This window comes from Exiguobacterium sp. s129, from assembly GCF_018617585.1.
Lineage (GTDB): Bacteria > Bacillota > Bacilli > Exiguobacteriales > Exiguobacteriaceae > Exiguobacterium > Exiguobacterium aestuarii_A.
Window position 1 is genome coordinate 295538 of record NZ_JACSKL010000001.1, and the last position, 16525, is coordinate 312062.

At 48.0% G+C, this 16525-nt stretch carries 16 protein-coding genes; 5 read left to right on the plus strand and 11 right to left on the minus strand.

Annotated elements, in window-relative coordinates; genetic code table 11:
* Positions 1–11: 11 nt before the first annotated feature.
* The 3 genes from KNO92_RS01385 to KNO92_RS01395 are packed head-to-tail and all read right to left on the minus strand — an operon-like array spanning position 12 to position 3929.
* A complete protein-coding gene (locus tag KNO92_RS01385; RefSeq protein ID WP_214759789.1) occupies positions 12–1154 on the minus strand; it encodes an aminotransferase class I/II-fold pyridoxal phosphate-dependent enzyme in 1143 nt (380 codons plus the stop codon).
* Positions 1151–1999 carry an NAD-dependent epimerase/dehydratase family protein gene (locus KNO92_RS01390; RefSeq protein WP_214759790.1) on the minus strand — a complete coding sequence of 283 codons (849 nt, stop codon included), beginning with the start codon at positions 1997–1999 and terminating at the stop codon, positions 1151–1153. Before KNO92_RS01390 ends, KNO92_RS01385 begins: the two co-directional genes overlap by 4 nt.
* A 13-nt stretch (positions 2000–2012) precedes the next feature.
* Complete coding sequence (locus KNO92_RS01395; protein ID WP_214759793.1) at positions 2013–3929, minus strand: polysaccharide biosynthesis protein; 1917 nt, start codon at positions 3927–3929, stop codon at positions 2013–2015.
* A gap of 397 nt (positions 3930–4326) precedes the next feature.
* Between KNO92_RS01395 and KNO92_RS01400 the strand changes: the two genes are divergently transcribed.
* Positions 4327–5079, plus strand: coding sequence for a homing endonuclease associated repeat-containing protein (locus KNO92_RS01400; protein ID WP_214759795.1), 753 nt, complete (start codon positions 4327–4329; stop codon positions 5077–5079).
* A gap of 49 nt (positions 5080–5128) precedes the next feature.
* Here KNO92_RS01400 and KNO92_RS01405 read toward each other — a convergent pair whose 3' ends face one another.
* The 4 genes from KNO92_RS01405 to speE all read right to left on the minus strand — a co-directional run bounded on the left by KNO92_RS01405 (position 5129) and on the right by speE (position 8380).
* On the minus strand, positions 5129–6085 hold the full coding sequence (locus tag KNO92_RS01405) for a sodium-dependent bicarbonate transport family permease (RefSeq protein WP_214759797.1): 957 nt from the start codon (positions 6083–6085) through the stop codon (positions 5129–5131).
* A gap of 217 nt (positions 6086–6302) precedes the next feature.
* Entirely contained in the window at positions 6303–6662 is a 360-nt protein-coding gene (locus KNO92_RS01410) for a Na-translocating system protein MpsC family protein (RefSeq protein ID WP_031422162.1), read from the minus strand.
* On the minus strand, positions 6663–7544 hold the full coding sequence (gene speB / locus KNO92_RS01415; protein WP_214759799.1) for an agmatinase: 882 nt from the start codon (positions 7542–7544) through the stop codon (positions 6663–6665).
* A complete protein-coding gene (gene speE, locus KNO92_RS01420; RefSeq protein ID WP_214694654.1) occupies positions 7541–8380 on the minus strand; it encodes a polyamine aminopropyltransferase in 840 nt (279 codons plus the stop codon). Before speE ends, speB begins: the two co-directional genes overlap by 4 nt.
* A 201-nt stretch (positions 8381–8581) precedes the next feature.
* On the opposite strand from speE, the gene KNO92_RS01425 reads away from it, so the two are divergent.
* The 4 genes from KNO92_RS01425 to cls all read left to right on the plus strand — a co-directional run bounded on the left by KNO92_RS01425 (position 8582) and on the right by cls (position 12885).
* Positions 8582–9520 (plus strand): EAL domain-containing protein, encoded by a 939-nt coding sequence (locus KNO92_RS01425; RefSeq protein ID WP_214759800.1) that lies wholly within the window; start codon positions 8582–8584, stop codon positions 9518–9520.
* A gap of 189 nt (positions 9521–9709) precedes the next feature.
* A complete protein-coding gene (locus KNO92_RS01430) occupies positions 9710–10894 on the plus strand; it encodes a chloride channel protein (protein ID WP_214759801.1) in 1185 nt (394 codons plus the stop codon).
* A 65-nt stretch (positions 10895–10959) separates the two neighbouring features.
* A complete protein-coding gene (locus KNO92_RS01435; protein WP_214694660.1) occupies positions 10960–11310 on the plus strand; it encodes a hypothetical protein in 351 nt (116 codons plus the stop codon).
* Between the two features lie 45 nt (positions 11311–11355).
* Positions 11356–12885 (plus strand): cardiolipin synthase, encoded by a 1530-nt coding sequence (cls, locus tag KNO92_RS01440; RefSeq protein WP_353047381.1) that lies wholly within the window; start codon positions 11356–11358, stop codon positions 12883–12885.
* On the opposite strand, the gene KNO92_RS01445 is transcribed toward cls, so the two are convergent.
* From KNO92_RS01445 to KNO92_RS01460, 4 genes are all read right to left on the minus strand, one after another.
* Complete coding sequence (locus tag KNO92_RS01445) at positions 12861–13394, minus strand: TVP38/TMEM64 family protein (protein WP_251126952.1); 534 nt, start codon at positions 13392–13394, stop codon at positions 12861–12863. The genes cls and KNO92_RS01445 overlap by 25 nt on opposite strands.
* Before the next feature lie 65 nt (positions 13395–13459).
* Positions 13460–14737: a dicarboxylate/amino acid:cation symporter gene (locus KNO92_RS01450; protein ID WP_214694666.1), complete on the minus strand. Its 1278-nt coding sequence runs from the start codon at positions 14735–14737 to the stop codon at positions 13460–13462.
* A gap of 157 nt (positions 14738–14894) precedes the next feature.
* Positions 14895–15398: a YwhD family protein gene (locus tag KNO92_RS01455; RefSeq protein WP_214759803.1), complete on the minus strand. Its 504-nt coding sequence runs from the start codon at positions 15396–15398 to the stop codon at positions 14895–14897.
* Between the two features lie 55 nt (positions 15399–15453).
* Entirely contained in the window at positions 15454–16503 is a 1050-nt protein-coding gene (locus KNO92_RS01460; RefSeq protein WP_214759805.1) for a DUF871 domain-containing protein, read from the minus strand.
* Between the last annotated feature and the right edge of the window lie 22 nt (positions 16504–16525).

Genomic DNA, 16525 nt, shown 5'->3' on the forward strand with positions numbered 1-16525 from the left:
TCATTTCCTCCTTACACGCTTTTTTCTTTTACGAAATGGCGTGTATCTAGCACGGTCTGAATCACTCTCTGCTGTTCGCCAATCGTCAAGCTCGAACTCGATGGCAAGCAAATGCCGTTTTCAAATAAGTGACGACTCACGTCTTCCCCATCCACCGTGACATATTCGGCGTCTCGATAGAGCGGTTGTAGGTGCATCGGTTTCCAGACTGGTCGTGATTCAATCCCTGCATCGTTTAACTGTTGAATCAACTGATCGCGTTTTGCGATGTCTCGTCCGAGTTGCATGGCGGTCAACCAACGATTCGCACGAGAGAATGGAATTTCTTGTTGATACGTGACATCAATCTCTGAAAACATTTGTGCATATCGACGAAAAACGTTGCGTCGCGCTCGGACTCGTTGTTCAATGACCTCTAGCTGTCCACGACCGATTCCTGCTGACACGTTGCTCAAGCGATAGTTGTAACCAACTTCTTCATGCTCGTAATGTAAAACGTTCTCTCTTGCCTGCGTTGCGAGTTTCAACGCATATTGGCGCTGACTGTCAGAGCCTAGCAATAACATCCCTCCACCGGACGTGGTAATAATTTTGTTCCCATTGAACGAATAGAATCCGATATCTCCAATCGTACCGGTCATCTGCCCTTTCCAAGTCGCTCCGAGCGATTCCGCAGCATCTTCAATCAATGCCACCCCGAACTCTTGGCAAATTTGACGAATTTCGCCGATTTTCGCGACCACCCCGTATAGATGAACAACGATGACCGCTTTCGGTAATGTTCCTTTCGTAGCGGCTTGAACCAATGCTTTTCGCAATGCTTCCGGTGACATGTTCCACGTTTCCTTCTCTGAATCGATGAATACAGGTGTTGCTCCGACATAAAGAATCGGATTGACCGAAGCGACAAACGTTAGTGACTGACAAAAAATCACATCTCCTCTTTCGATTCCTAACGTCAACAACGCGAGATGGAGCGCCGCTGTGCCAGAACTCGTCGCGAGCGTATGCGTATGATCAACGTACTTCCCAAGCTCTTCCTCAAAGGCGTTGACGTTCGGACCGAGTGGCGCAATCCAGTTACTTGCGAATGCTTCCTCTACATATGCCATCTCTCGTCCGGACATGTGCGGTTTTGATAATAAAATATTCATGTGCTCATGTCCTCCTTCATCATCGTTTGATAAGTGTCGTACCATTCAAGCGTCTTCCTTAACCCTTCATGCAGCGGGGTGAGCGGTCGAAATCCAATCATTACTTCTAGCGTAGGCAAATCTGTTTCTTGAAAGACATGGTCACGCATCGGTAGAGATACATGGACAGATCGATGTAGCTGGTGTCCGATTTCCGTGAGCAGCGTTTGGACGTGTACATAATCCGAGGCATCGATTCGGAACTGCCCGACAAGCGACAATCCTGACTGAACCAATCGAATGACGCGAACGACGGTTTCGACCACATCATCGATATAAGAGGCTTTTACAATATCCGTTGCATAGTATCCGACCATACGATGTCCTTGATCGATGGCAAGTACCGCTTTTGAGAACAACGTCGTCGAATCATCCCAAGGTCCGTATACATCTTCTGTAACAATATGAAGGGCTAAGGAGGAATGCCGAGTGTATTCGACTGGAAGGTCAAACGTGATAAACGATTGAATCGTCATTCGATTTTTTTGATTCGTAACGAGCTGTTTTACTTGTTCATAACGTTCTATTTTTCGATGTTGATACACATTCGATGACCCGCTGCATAAGATGACGTGATTCGGTTCATACATGGTCGCGATTTGACGCATGTTTGGTCTATGTGCGACATCCGTTTGAATGAGATGAAACAACGGGTGAGATAAGACATATAGCCGTTGTCTCGCAAGTTGTGTTTTCGTTTCTCCTTCGTCATCAATCCCAATCACTTCATATCCTTCCTTTAATAACCGTCGAGCAAGGTGAAACCCTTTAAATGTGGACACACCGACCACAATGACACGATCCATTGCACTCCCCCCTTTAATTTCCATCGACGACTCGGATATGCACTTGCTGGGCAGGGATAAATTCGAAGCCACTTGCAAAAATACGTTGCAGATCACGATCAATGTCGTCACTGTTTGCGACGAACAGCAAAGCGTCTGTCAATGCTGGACCGTTCTGTCGGAAGTGTTCAATCAATCGTAAGATTGGGGCGACCGATGTGAAGGGACGGGTGCAACCGACGAAAATTTTCGGAAAAACATTCGCCTTTGGATCTAGTTCATTCGTAGCCAACAATTCTTCGTATAACTTTTCACCTGGGCGAATTCCAGTTACTTCAATCGGAATTTGTTCGATGGTGAATCCACTAAGTTCAATCATCTTCTTAGCTAAATCAATGATTTTGACAGGGTCTCCCATATCCAGTACGAAGATTTCTCCACCTCGGGATAATACGCTCGCTTGAATGACAAGTCGACTCGCCTCTGGAATGGTCATGAAGTAACGTGTCATTTCCGAGTCCGTTACCGTGACTGGCCCCCCTTGGGCAATTTGATCCTTAAAGAGCGGAACGACCGAACCACGACTACCAAGAACGTTACCGAATCGAACGACAGCAAAAATCGTATTGCTTGAGCGAGCTTTTTCCTGAACGATCATCTCTGCAATCCGTTTCGTCGACCCCATGACGTTCGTTGGATTGACCGCTTTATCGGTCGATACCATGACGAATCGATCGACCCGATATTTCGAAGCCACATCGACCATATTCTTTGTGCCGTAGATGTTATTTTTCACCGCCTCAAGAGGGTTGTCTTCCATCAATGGAACGTGTTTGTGCGCTGCCGCATGATAGACGATATCTGGATGATACGTTTGAAAGACGTGTTCGAGGCGCTCTAGGTCTTGTACATCCCCGATGACTGGATGAAGTTTTGTCTCAAGCCCGAGTCCGTTTAATTCTTTTTCGATTAAATAAATACTGTTTTCACCGTGTCCAAGAAGAATCATCTCAGCAGGTTTAAACTTGATCAATTGACGACAAAGTTCCGAACCGATTGATCCTCCTGCTCCCGTCACGAGGACCGTTGCTCCTTCCACGTGTTTCGAGATGCCTGAAATATCAAGTTGTACCGGTTCTCGACCTAACAAATCCTCGATTTTCACTTCACGGATTTCATTGATCGACACATTTCCCGTTGCAAGTTCAGACAACATCGGGAGTGCATGTGATTCAACGCCAGTCTTTTCAATCCGTTTCAACAATTCGATGCGTCTCGCGTGTGCTAGACTCGGGATAGAGAAAATGACGACTTCGATTCCTTGCTCCTCTATAATCCGTTCTAAATCGTCTGTCGTTCCGAGAATCGGTACCCCGTGTACGTATAACGATTCGAGCATCGGATCATCATCAAGAATTCCAACTACGTTAAGTACGTTCGTCCGATACTCTTTCAACTCACGTACGATGAGCTGCCCAGAGTTCCCCGCCCCGATAATGAGTGTTTTCCGTCCTTGTGGGGTAGCATACGGTTTGAATGTATGCAAAACGTGATGGCGGGCCAAAAAGCGAGTAAATAAAATCATGTTGAATGCCAGCAGTCCTTGAACCGCAATCATGACACCGAGCCCGCGACCAAATTGAAATTGATTGTAGGCGAATAGAATCAAGTCGCTGCTAATCAACGCAATGGTTACTTGTTTCATTTCATGGATTGAAGCGTACCGCCAGTCGATGCGATGAATTTTCAAAAGCGCCCCGACGAGCATGAAACTGATCATCTTAATGAACACCATCAGCAACAGATCATACGTCGTCGCAGTGTACGGCATCACTTTCGAAAATAAAATATCAAACGTCATATATAAGACGATTGAAACGATTGCGATATCGACGCAGAAAAACAGGAGATTTCTGCGATTTCTTCGATATACGTTGACGAGTGTAGCCATCGTTTTTAGCACCTCCAAATGTCTAAGTTGTGTAATCGTGTTGGGTATGGTGTGCGAAGAATGCGTTGATGCTAGTAAACTACCCGAGTCGTTGTAACAAATTTAAGGATAATACGAGCTTTTTGTTATTAATGAAATCGCTGTAACAAATAAGTTTACGAAGTTATTCTCATCTTTTCTTTCACATAATGAATAATTTTCTCTTAAGCGGGAATGGAAAGAACATACCAAATAAAATTGGATGTTGTTGACAACTGTGTTTTGAATGAAAAGGAGGTACCCGTAACGCATCGCTGTTTGACTTCTGTACGACCAATCTGACAACATACATGTTCATTCACACCAAGAGACCCTCTGAGACGCCCGTGAGCGTTCACACAAAAGGAGAGACACCAAGATGAAAAAATGGACAAGACCTCAAATCGTACAAGCTTTGCAGTTGGCTGCCCAAGAATATGCAGAACTCGATTCCAAACAATATAGCGTTTGGTCTCAAGACAAAAATGTCCCTTCCCTTTCCACCGTCATCCACCAATTTGGTTCGTGGCGTGAAGCCCTCGTTGCGGCACAGATTAAGCTTTCGTTTCATTATTATTCAGACGAAGATATTCTACGCGCGTTAAACAAAGCCGCAGAAGAGCTCACGCTATTCACGAGTCAAACTTACCGAGAATGGTCAAAAGTGACACGATCGCCATCTCTCACACTCATCAGTAGTCGCTTTGGTTCATGGTCGAATGCACTCCGAGAAGCGAAGCTTCAAACGACAGCCGCTAAAAATAGTGAAGAACGCATCATCCAAGCCTTGATTGAAGCATCGGAAGAACTTGAACGCCTCACGTCTCAGCACTATGCTGTTTGGGCACAGGAACGGGGCTATCCGACCGTTGCGACCATCGCTAGAAAGTATGGTTCTTGGAGCTATGCTCTTTTCGTATTGGATATCGCTCCACCGAAACGAAAATGGGATGAGGAGGATGTGATTGAAGCGCTCCGGCTCGCGAAAAAGGAATTGCCTCATTTCAGTATCCTCCATTATCGAAAATGGGCGGAAGGACGGAACGTACCGAGTACATCGACCATCAATGTCCTCTTTGGAAGCTGGACGGCCGCTCTCAAGTGCATGGAGGCGCAAAAAGTGACACAATGATGCTCAACGAACACACAAAAAGCGCCGACTCAGAGGAGTCGACGCTTTTTCATGTGACGATTGCAATATACAACGGAATGCCAATCAACAAGTTGAACGGGAACGTGACCGCAAGGGAGAGGGTCAAATAAAAGGACGGTTTCGCTTCCGGGACCGAGGCTTGTAACATCGCAGGCGCGGCGATGTATGAACCGCTCGCTGCTAACGTCATGAGAAGAATCGTTCCTCCTTCTGAAAGACCAGCGACACCCGCCGCCAAAAAGCCAACAAGTGCCCCAATCAACGGGAACAACATACCCATGACAACGAACTTCAGCCCATACGTCGGTACCGTCTTCAACTGTTGTCCGACTTTTACCCCCAACCCTAACAAGAAGAGAAGCAACACCCCTGGGAACAAATCGACAAAGAAAGGTTTGAGCGGAGTCGCGTCTGGCGTCACGAGTCCAACCACAAGACCTGCTAGCATAAGCAGGATGCTCTTCGAAAATAAGCTATCCCGGAGGACAGACAGCGAATTCGTTTTGCCCGACGTCGCGGTGATCCCCATCACCTGAGTTTGGTTATACAACAGTAACGCCACAATCAATCCAGGGATTTCAAGAACGACGACCAATGTCGTCATGAACGGTTCATATCCAATCCCTAGGCGCTCAAGCTGCGTCGATGCAGCCACATAGGTCACGAGCGAGACGGAACCGAACGTCGCAGCCATGGCAATCCGTTCATGAAAGGTAAACTTCAGGAGACCTCCTGCGAGAAACGCGAGCAGCGGTAATAAAATCCCAATCAACAGCGTCACCGTCAATGGCAGTGCAATTTCTTCAAATGATACCGAGGCGAGTCCCATCCCACCTTTCAATCCAATCGCAAGTAGTAAGTAAATGTTGAGCGTCGTGCTCAGTGAATCAGGAATCTTCAAGTTCGATTTTCCGACTGCGGCAATCACGCCCGTCACAAATAGAAGCACGGGAGCGCTCGTTAGTAAAAATAAAAACAAATCCATACATGTTCCTCCTTGGCGACAAAAAAGCGCACACCTAAAGAAGGCGTGCGCTGTATGCCGACGGCTCGACTATTCGCTCCGTCAGGCCGACAACTGTCGGTTGATTAAATTGTTCAGTAGCTCCGTAAGAAGATCTCGAAAGCACGCCTCGTGACGACTCGTCCATTCGCTCCTCTCACGTCTCTGAATTTTATTTTAAAAAGTCGACGTTCCGTTGTCAATCGGTTTGATCCCAAGGTGCGTCCAACCGAAAGACGATGAGACGCTCCCCGGTTTTCGTACTGATGTCCGTGTGGAGCGAAACAATCGAACGGCCGAGCACTTGCCCGACAATCGTTTCAAGTTGGCTCCGTCCCGATTCGACGAGATTGTTGCGGTATTTTTTCAATTGCTCGCGACCTGACGACTTGGTGGCCAAGTCATACTCGGCCGGCGTCAACACACCTTGGAGTGTGACGATGGCGAGGTCCCGAAGCAGGTCTGCCTTACACGTCAATGACCCGCGACCCAAGTATTCTTTCTCCCATTGGGTGATTCGGGCGCTCAGTTCCATTTCCAGCTGACCTTTTTTCCGCATTTACTTCACGAATCCAATCATCATCTCACGAAGAATTTTTGCTGCCGCGATGGCCGTCATATCCGACTGATCGTATGCCGGTGACACTTCGACAAGGTCTGCACCGATGATGTCAAGGTCTGCGTTCGCGATGGCGTGTACCGCTTCTAACAATTCTTTCGTCGAGATGCCACCGATTTCTTGTGTGCCTGTCCCTGGTGCTGCTGAAGGGTCAAGGACGTCGATGTCGATGGTGACGTATACTTTTTTCCCAGCGAGTGTCGGTAAGACGCGCTTGAGAGGCTCGATGACTTCAAATTGATGCATGTTGTAGCCGACTTCACGTGCCCACTCAAACTCTTCTTTCATCCCTGAACGGATTCCGAACGAGTAACAGCTCGATGGTCCAATCAAGTTTGCCGCTTTTTTAAGCGGAGTCGAGTGTGAGAGCGGCTCGCCTTCATACTCATCCCGAAGGTCCGTATGCGCATCCAAGTGGATGATGACAAAGTCGTCGCCGTACACGTCGTGCATCGCTTTGATGATCGGCCATGTGACGAGGTGTTCGCCACCCATTCCGAGTGGGAACTTGCCTGCTTTGACGACATCTTTTACGAACGCCTCAATGAGGTCGAGCGACTTCGGTGCGTTCCCAAATGGAAGTGGGATATCCCCTGCATCGTATACCGCCGCATCTGCCAAATCACCGTCTAAATACGGGCTGTATTCTTCAAGGCCGATCGACACTTCACGAATTCGGTTCGGACCGAAACGTGAACCTGGGCGGAAACTGACCGTCCAGTCCATCGGCATCCCGTAAAGAACCGTCTTCGCCTCTGTCACCTCTGGGAGACTAGCGATAAACACTTTACCTGAGTATGCTTCATCAAAACGTTTGATCATTTTGTCAAATCCTCCACGAATTTCGGAAGAACGAACGCCGCGTTGTGAAGCTTTGGCGTGTAGTATTTTGTTTTGATGTCATGGAAACGCTCAGCCGATACTTGTTCCGGATCATACTTCTTCGAACCGATTGTGAATGTCCACATACCGCTCGGATACGTCGGAACGTTCGCTGTGTATAGTTTCGTGATTGGGAAGATTTCCTTCACGTCACGTTGAACCGTTTGAATGAGTTCTGGTGTGAACCATGGGTTATCCGTTTGTGCGACAAAGATGCCATCCTCTTTGAGTGCTTTCGAGATTCCTGCATAGAATCCTTTTGTGAAGAGGTTCGCTGCTGGTCCGACCGGTTCTGTCGAGTCGACCATGATGACGTCGTACTCGTTCTCTGACTTCGCAATATGCATGAAACCGTCACCGACGATGACTTCAACGCGTGGGTTATCAAGTTCACCGGCAATGTTCGGCAAGTATTTCTTCGAATATTCAATGACTTTCCCGTCGATATCAACGAGAACTGCTTTTTCAACTGATGGGTGTTTCATGATTTCACGGATGACACCACCGTCTCCCCCACCGACAACAAGCACATGCTTTGGATTCGGGTGTGTAAAGAGTGGGACGTGTGCGACCATCTCGTGATAGACGAATTCGTCCTTATCCGTCGTCATGACCATCCCGTCAAGTAACAACATCGTTCCGAACTCGTCCGTTTCGACCATTTCTAGTCGTTGAAACTCCGTTTGTTCGCTCTCATAAACGTGGTTTACACGGAACGTGATTCCGTAATCTTCTGTTTGGTGCTCCGTAAACCATAATTTTAATTTTTGGTCCATCGATAGAACCCCTTTCTATTCAAAAAGTTGTTCGTATGCGAGTGGCGTTTTGAGGCGCTTCTTAATCATACGATAGGAAGTATACAAAACCTGTACCCATTTTGCACGAATTTTTTGAAGAATGGTTCCCGAATGTGAGTTTTTTGTGAGACGTGACCGATATACTGAATGAACCGATTTGAAAAGGAAAGGTGGAATAGTATGTGGTCACCCTGCGCTTCTTGTAACACAACGATTCCTTTGATTGCTCAAGGGACACTCGTCACGACATTCAAGGAATACCCGTATACATCGTTTGAAGAACTAGATGCACTTCTCACACATGCAGAAGGAACAGTATACTGCGTCGATCCTTCATCGAACCGTCAGACCCCACCGCTTGAGGTCGAGGCGCTAAAAGATCAACTTGCACATCGGCATATCATTGAACAGATTCAACACGGCACGTTAGAGAGTCACCTCCAACCAATCATCTTCCTCGATTCTACGGAAACGTTCGGGTATGAGGCACTTCTCCGTAGCGAGACAAACATCTCGCCTTTTGATTTATTCCGGACGGCAAACCGTTTCGGTCTCCATTCGAAGCTCGATCAACGGGCTCGTGCCGAAGCCATCAAAGCGACATATGAAGCCGTCGCCCCTCACCAAAAGACATTCATCAACTTCTTACCGTCGACGATTTACAACCCGGACTATTGTTTGCAGCATACGTTCGATCTCATCGACCGATATCAACTTAGTCCGGACCGCTTTATCTTTGAAGTCGTGGAGACAGAGAAGGTACATGACGTCGATCATCTCCAGCACGTCTTTTCGACGTATAAACAACGAGGCATGCAAGTTGCGTTAGATGATGTCGGCGCAGGCTTTTCGACCATCGATATGTTGAAACGACTCGAACCGGACTATGTCAAAATCGACCGTTCGTATATTTCGTTTTGTGATGAAGACGCCGAAAAACGGGATTTCCTCAAAAAAGTGCGTGCGTTGACCCACTCGATGGGCATCACGCTCCTCGCTGAAGGTGTCGAGCGCATCGAAGAAGCGGATGTGTGTCGTGAACTCGGATTCGACTTGGCCCAAGGTTATTTCTTCGGAAAACCGGCTCCTGCGAAAGAGCACGTCATCAAAACAGCATAAGCACGTTTCTTTATTCCAAGTGTGGGCATCGACGTTATCGAGTGCCCGCACTTTTTTGTTTTTCGTATGAAGTGGTTGTCGTTTTCATCACTTCGATACGGTTTCATCGTTTTTTAGGTTTCGGTCTGAGGTGTTCAGGAGATAGCATATTATAGAAGGTCGACGCGAGCGAAAGAGGTGGAGATGTAGATGAAATCATGGATTGTCAGTGGCTATGCGACCGTACTTGGCATCATCATCGGTTTAGTAAGTTGGCTTTTCTTATCCGTTGTCTATAAAGGGATTCATGTTGTGTGGCATACGGTACCTGAGCAATTTGATATTCCATTTTATGTGTTTCTCGTGCCGGTCATCGCCGGTATATGCATCGGTCTGTTGCAACGTCGGTATGGGCGAATGCCCCGTCTCATGCCTGAGGTGCTAGAAGAACGAAAAGGAACGGGACGCATTGACTATCGTTTGATCGGATTTACGACACTGACCGCCCTCCTCGTTCTCATCGGAGGCGCAAGTCTCGGTCCCGAGGCAGCGCTCGTCGGCATCGTCGGCGGACTCACGACATGGTTCTCGGAGCGTATTCGCTACGTCCGTCAAGAGCTAGGGGAATTACAAGAAGTCGGTCATGCCGTCGTGCTCGGGATTGTCTTCAACGCGCCACTATTTGGTGCCATTGCGGCGGAAGAAAGCGAGCAGAAAAAGCAACCGATACTGAACCTGCTTGCGACACTCGCCGGAATCGGGACGTTTTATTTACTCAACCAACTTGACGAGCGTCCACCGTTCATCATTAAATTTCCCGCGATTGAAAGTGTCCAGATCGATTGGAGGATGTTATGGATTGTTCTTGGCGGCATGGTTCTCGGCTGGCTTTACTTGGTCAGTGAACATGCATTGATGCGCCTCTTCTCAAACGTGCCTATTCTAATCCTCACGACACTCGGTGGCGTCGGAATCGGGATCATGGCTCTTCTTTATCCGGACCTCCTCTTCTCTGGAGAAGAAACGATTCTTGAGTATATCGACGAATGGAGTCTGATTCCGCTCTACACCCTTCTCTTATTTAGTGTATTGAAACTGCTCTTTACGGCGTTCTGTCTAGCGACGGGATGGCGCGGTGGGCATATTTATCCGCTGCTCTTCTCTTCGTTCACGCTCGGTTATTTTTTCAGCCTCTTGTTCGAACTCGATATGACGTTTACGGTCGTTCTGACGACGAGTGCTTTACTCGCCACGGCAATGCGACAACCATTGGCCATCATCGTATTACTTGTACTCTTTTTCCCACCGAATAGTTGGCTCTATGTATTTGCGGTCGTGGCAATCGTTTCTAAAATTCCACTTCCCTCATTCATCCATTCACCAGTGAAACCTTGATTTTAGAAATGCAAAAAAGGGTAATGGATGTATAGTTATGCAATCTCTCGAAAGGAGGAACGGTTGTGAGCGAATACGAAATGGCAGTTGAAAACCTAATTGACGCAGTTAGCTCGGATTGGATTAGCATCATTTTAGCTATTTTAGTCGTGATTATGGGGATTGTCGTTTTCATCTATGTCGTCATGACAATCGTCGACATGTTTTTATCCAAGGACATCGTCTGGGGAATCGTTGAAGTCATCGCTCTATTCGTAGGACTGGCAGTGCTCTTGTCCGTCTTCTACTACTGGAATCGAAATCGGGTCAAAGCACAGTTCGGTCTCTTCCTCGTCTTATTCTCTCTCGCAGTGAATGTATACTTCTTCGTTCGTTACGCGGACGAAATCAACGCTGTCTTGAACAGTGTGTACTAAAAAACGAGGGGAGAATCCCCTCGTTTTCATCGTTTTGGAAAGGTGGTGTTTCCTTTGAAACGTCGCGTCATTCAACTCATCATCATGATCATCAGTGTCATCTTGCTCGTCGGTCTCTTATTTTGGCTCGATGTCCTCATTCCCGTATTAATCGGAATCGCAATCGTCGCACCGCTCGTCGTCGGTTGGCAGATTTTATTTGACCAAGTACAGCCCCAAGGGAAGCTCGCCTGGTTATTGACCGTATTCTTTATCCCATACATCGGCGTCTTGGCATGGGTCATGTTCGGACGTACCCCACGCCGCCACCGACGCTTTAAACGGACATCGTCAGAAATACGGATGTTAAGGCAAGCGATTGAGAGTGAAAAAATCGAGACTTCTCCCGATATCGTGTCTGCCTATCCATTGACACGGACACTTGAAAAACTAGGAGCAATCGGTGCGGACGCTCACACGTCGACAACTCTCCTCGTCAACGGCGAAGAAAAATTCGACGCACTGTTAGACGCCATCAATAGTGCGACAGACCATATTCACATTCAATACTATCTATTTAGAACCGATGAGATTTCACTAAAGGTCCGAGATGCACTCATCCAAAAATCAAATGAGAATGTCATCGTTCGCTTTTTATATGATGGACTCGGTAGCCAAGAAATCGGGGAAGATTTTATTCAGCCGTTACGGGAATCCCGTGTCCACGTCCAAGCATTCGATCCGGTCCTGCACCCTTATCTCGTCTTCAATGCCAACTTCCGCAACCATCAAAAACTGATTGTCGTGGATGGACGAATCGCGCTAACAGGCGGGTTGAACGTCGGTGATGAATATCTCGGAAAAAATGAGAAGCTCGGTTTCTGGCGTGACACGCATCTACGTCTCGAAGGTCCGCTTGTCCGAGAACTCCAACAGCTTTTTGTCGAGAACTGGTTATATGCGGGACAAGGGACAATCGATGAGACGTGGGACCTATTCGCAGATGAAGAGCATCTCTCTCAGTACTTTGTGAATGAACCGAAAGGACAAAACGGGGCGACACAACTGCTCGTCACGTCACCGGGTAAAGACGTGACGATTCGTGACGGGTTGATGCGTCTGTTGATGGAGGCAAAAGAGTCGATCTGGCTCACCACCCCATACCTCGTCCCTCCACCTGAACTGTTGACGATTCTCGAAGTCGCAGGTCGTAGCGGCATCGATGTACGTATCGTCGTACCAGGCAAGGGGGACGAATGGTTCAGCTTCCATGCGACCGAGTATTATTTCGAACAGCTGTTGAAGCGGAACATTAAAATTTATAAATACAATCGCCATTTCATTCATGCGAAAACGCTTCTGATCGATGGCAAAGTTGCCCTCGTCGGGTCAGCCAATTTCGATTTTCGAAGTATGTTTCTCAACCATGAGATGATGATCGCTCAATTCGATACGACGTCGATCCAACAACTTCACGAAGCCTTTTTAAAAGATTTTGAAGAATCGATTTTAATCGACTGGGCCGTGTTACGAAAGAAAACGACCGGTAAGCGATTCGTCGAGGCGTTTTGTCATATCTTTTCGCCTCTTCTTTGACGCATCCGCCAGACAAGGTAAGAAACACCGACGAGACCGACCAAGAACAATTGCCATCCGACCGTCAATTGCATCGCTGCTGTCACCGCTAGTCCTTCCATGATGAGGCCAGGCACTTTCCCAATCGTACTTGCGACCGCGAACGAGGCGAGTGTCATACGACTGAACGCTGCCGATAACGTGACGAGTCCAGACGGTACGAACGGCATGAGACGCATGCCAAGGACGAGAAACCATGCCTCGGCCCCTGTGGCCTCACGGAGTCGCTGAAACCGGCCACCGTCCGGGGACGTGTAACGATGTAGCGCTTTTCGGTAAAGGATGAAACTGACGATGGCTCCTACCGCCTCACCGACAATCGAGATGAGAATACCGGGTACGAGGCCGAGGACGCTCACGTTGATCGCCGTCAAAAAGGCACTCGGTAACACTCCGGCCACCGCAATCACACTATTTAGTATGATGCTTATGACTAAAAATAAAGGAAGCGGGAGCAGTTCCCATTCCATAACCATCACTCTTTCTATTCACAAAATAAGGACCATGACGCGTTTTGTCATGGTCCTTTACTATATCATAGCGATGATGAAGAGGTCGCACCCGCTTCATCCCACGAGTCTTCGTCGACTGGTGGTAGGTGTTTTTCTTCCAATTTTGAAACGACAACCGCACATGCCGCATCCCCCGTGATGTTGACAGATGTGCGAAGCATATCGAGAATACGGTCGACCCCGATAATGAGGGCAATTCCCTCTACCGGCAAGTTGACCGACTGAAGGACGAGGGCAAGCATGACAAGCCCGACTCCTGGTACACCCGCTGTCCCGATTGAAGCGAGGACCGCCGTAATGACGACCGTCAACAATTGAGTCATTGTTAAATCAGACGCGAATACTTGCGCGATGAAGATGGTTGCAACACCTTGCATGATGGCTGTTCCGTCCATGTTGACCGTTGCCCCGAGTGGTTGCACGAACGAAGAAATCGAACGTGGCACACCGAGTTTTCTCTGTGCAACTTCCATCGATACCGGAAGCGTCGCATTCGACGAAGATGTCGAGAATGCGAACGTCATCGCCTCATAGAAGTTTTTGAAGAAAAACACTGGGCTCATCTTCCCGATGAAGTAAACGGCTGCCCCGTATACAATCGTTGCGTGTAAGAAGAGCGTCAAGACGACGGCGATCATATACCATGCCATGGCGACGACCGCATCGAGACCGATACCTCCAATCGCCGAAGCAATCAATGCGAATGCGCCGTATGGCGCGAGCTTCATGACGATATGGATGAGGTACATCATGATGCGATCACCTTGTTTGACGAATTGACGCCATGTCTTCGCCTTGTCCCCAAGGGCGATTAACGCAAATCCAATCAATGCTGCAAAGACGATGATTTGAAGCATGTTTCCTTCAGCGAGTGCCGTAATCGGATTCGTTGGAATCATATTGACGAATGTCTGTACGATATTTGAAGAATCCTCGGTCGCTGTTGACTCAAATTCAAGACCTGTTGTTTGGAAGTCCCCACGTTCCCCTGGTTGTAAGACAGATGCGACGCCCATCGCCAACATAATCGCAAGTGCTGTCGTCGCTAAGAAGAACAAAATCGACTTCGTCCCGACCCGACCTAGCTCTTTCGGGTCCCCGAGACCCATGACGCCTAAAATAATCGAGAAGAAGACAATCGGCACGACTAACATTTTAATTAAATTCAAAAAAATCGTTCCGACCGGAGATAAAATATACGGATTTACAATCTCATAAATTGAATCCGGCAATCCTGCCAATCCGAGACCAACTACAACACCTAGCGCGAGACCGATTAAGATTTTTTTCGTTTCGCTCATCGTATCACCCTTTCTTTTTTTCACAATGTAGTCAGTATATCATAATACTGAATTTTCATACAATTACAAATGAATATCTCTTCAGTTACATAATTTCCTGTTACTCCCAAAAATGCGAAACAAAAAAGATTGGAGACGAAAAGTTCGTCCAATCTTTTTACTCGGCGCCTAAGCGCTCGAGCTCTGCATGAAGTTCTGTCGAGTTTGACCAAATTTCTGGGCGATGTTCTTGCAAGAAATTCGCCAATACGTCGCGGGACGGAGCGTCCATCATGTCGATTAAAATCCGACCCTTCAACGATTTGTCCATCTGATTGACGTGATACGGCAATAGTTTATAACCTCGTCTCGCCTCGACATCTACCAACATGTCACATGCGGCGACGCCGCCATAGTAAAAACCTTCTCGTTTCCGACCGACCGTCACCCAAACAACCCAGTACGGTTTCCCGTTCGGTACCGCTTCTTGGTCCGTCAAAAACTTGATACGCTTCTCGATGGCAGACTTGGCGTGCATCGCACCCATATCGATTGTCGCCGTGCCCGCCTCGACATCGATGATGACCGGGGACATGTTATTTAAACTAAGCGAACCGACACCAAAACCGCCGTGTCCGTCCGTTGCATCGTCTGAAATGATATTAAAATTAATGTCTTTCATGTTCCACCCTCCCTCTCTACTGTACACAATGATATAGGACGGTGGCAATCCTGAGTCACATCCAATCAATTTGGAATCGTCCACCTGGTCCGATATGTTGAACGAGCGTGCCGTCCATTTCAATGACCCGACCGATGACGTTGACCCGTTCATCTGCCGGCAAATCCCGCTTCGTCACTTGAAGTTCACCCGCATAACGCCCGTATCGTTCGTTATCCATCGTAATGCTGCCAATCAGTCGTTCTTCTGTGTTTTTCGGTTGGATCAAATGGTCCCCTGGTCGTCCGTAAGCTCTCGATTCGACCGAACGGATGACATCCCGGGCCGGGTCCATTCGATTCGTATGCAGTGTCGGTAATGAATCGACACGATACTCTGAAGTCGCACGAAGGAGGATGATCCCTTCATCGTACGCCTGAAATTGTCGCATCGCCTGATTGGACACGCGCGGGTCACCAATCAAAATTCGGTCGACTGTCGCTTGTAAATCGATATAACACGAAAGTGGAGACTGATGCCGATGCTCCTCGAGTGTCGGCAACGTCTCATGAAGAGGTCCACGCAATTGTTCATCTCCAGGGATGAACGCTTGTACCTTGATTCCTTGCGCACGTAACCACGCGTTTCTCTCGTCAAACCAGGAGCGGTCGAGTCCCGTCTCAGGTCGCGGATAAAAGTTATGCCACGCTTCGACGTGGTCACGCTGTAACCCCTGCCGCACCATCTCTTCAAACTCTGTTTCCGTGAGCGTACTGGCATTGAGTGCGACCATCATATGTCGTGACAAGTCGGCCACTTGTTTCGGTGTGACGCCATAGTCGACACGTAACCCTGTGACGCCCCACTCTAGCAATGTATGGGCATCATCCCAGCCTTTACCGAGCGCCTGAAGAGACGACGGGGCGATGTCTGCCACGAGTTCCATCTCCAGACGTCTTGCCAATTCTCCTAACTGCTGGAGTCGTCCTGTATATAACGTCGAATCGTCTTCTGGAATATGAAGCGACGTGAAAATGCTCGTGAACCCGCTCTCTCGCATGCGTTCGATCCAATCAATAGACGCAGACGTCAGTTCCTCACTTAAGTAAACGGAAATCCCTCTCATCTATTTCCCTCCTCACAAAACG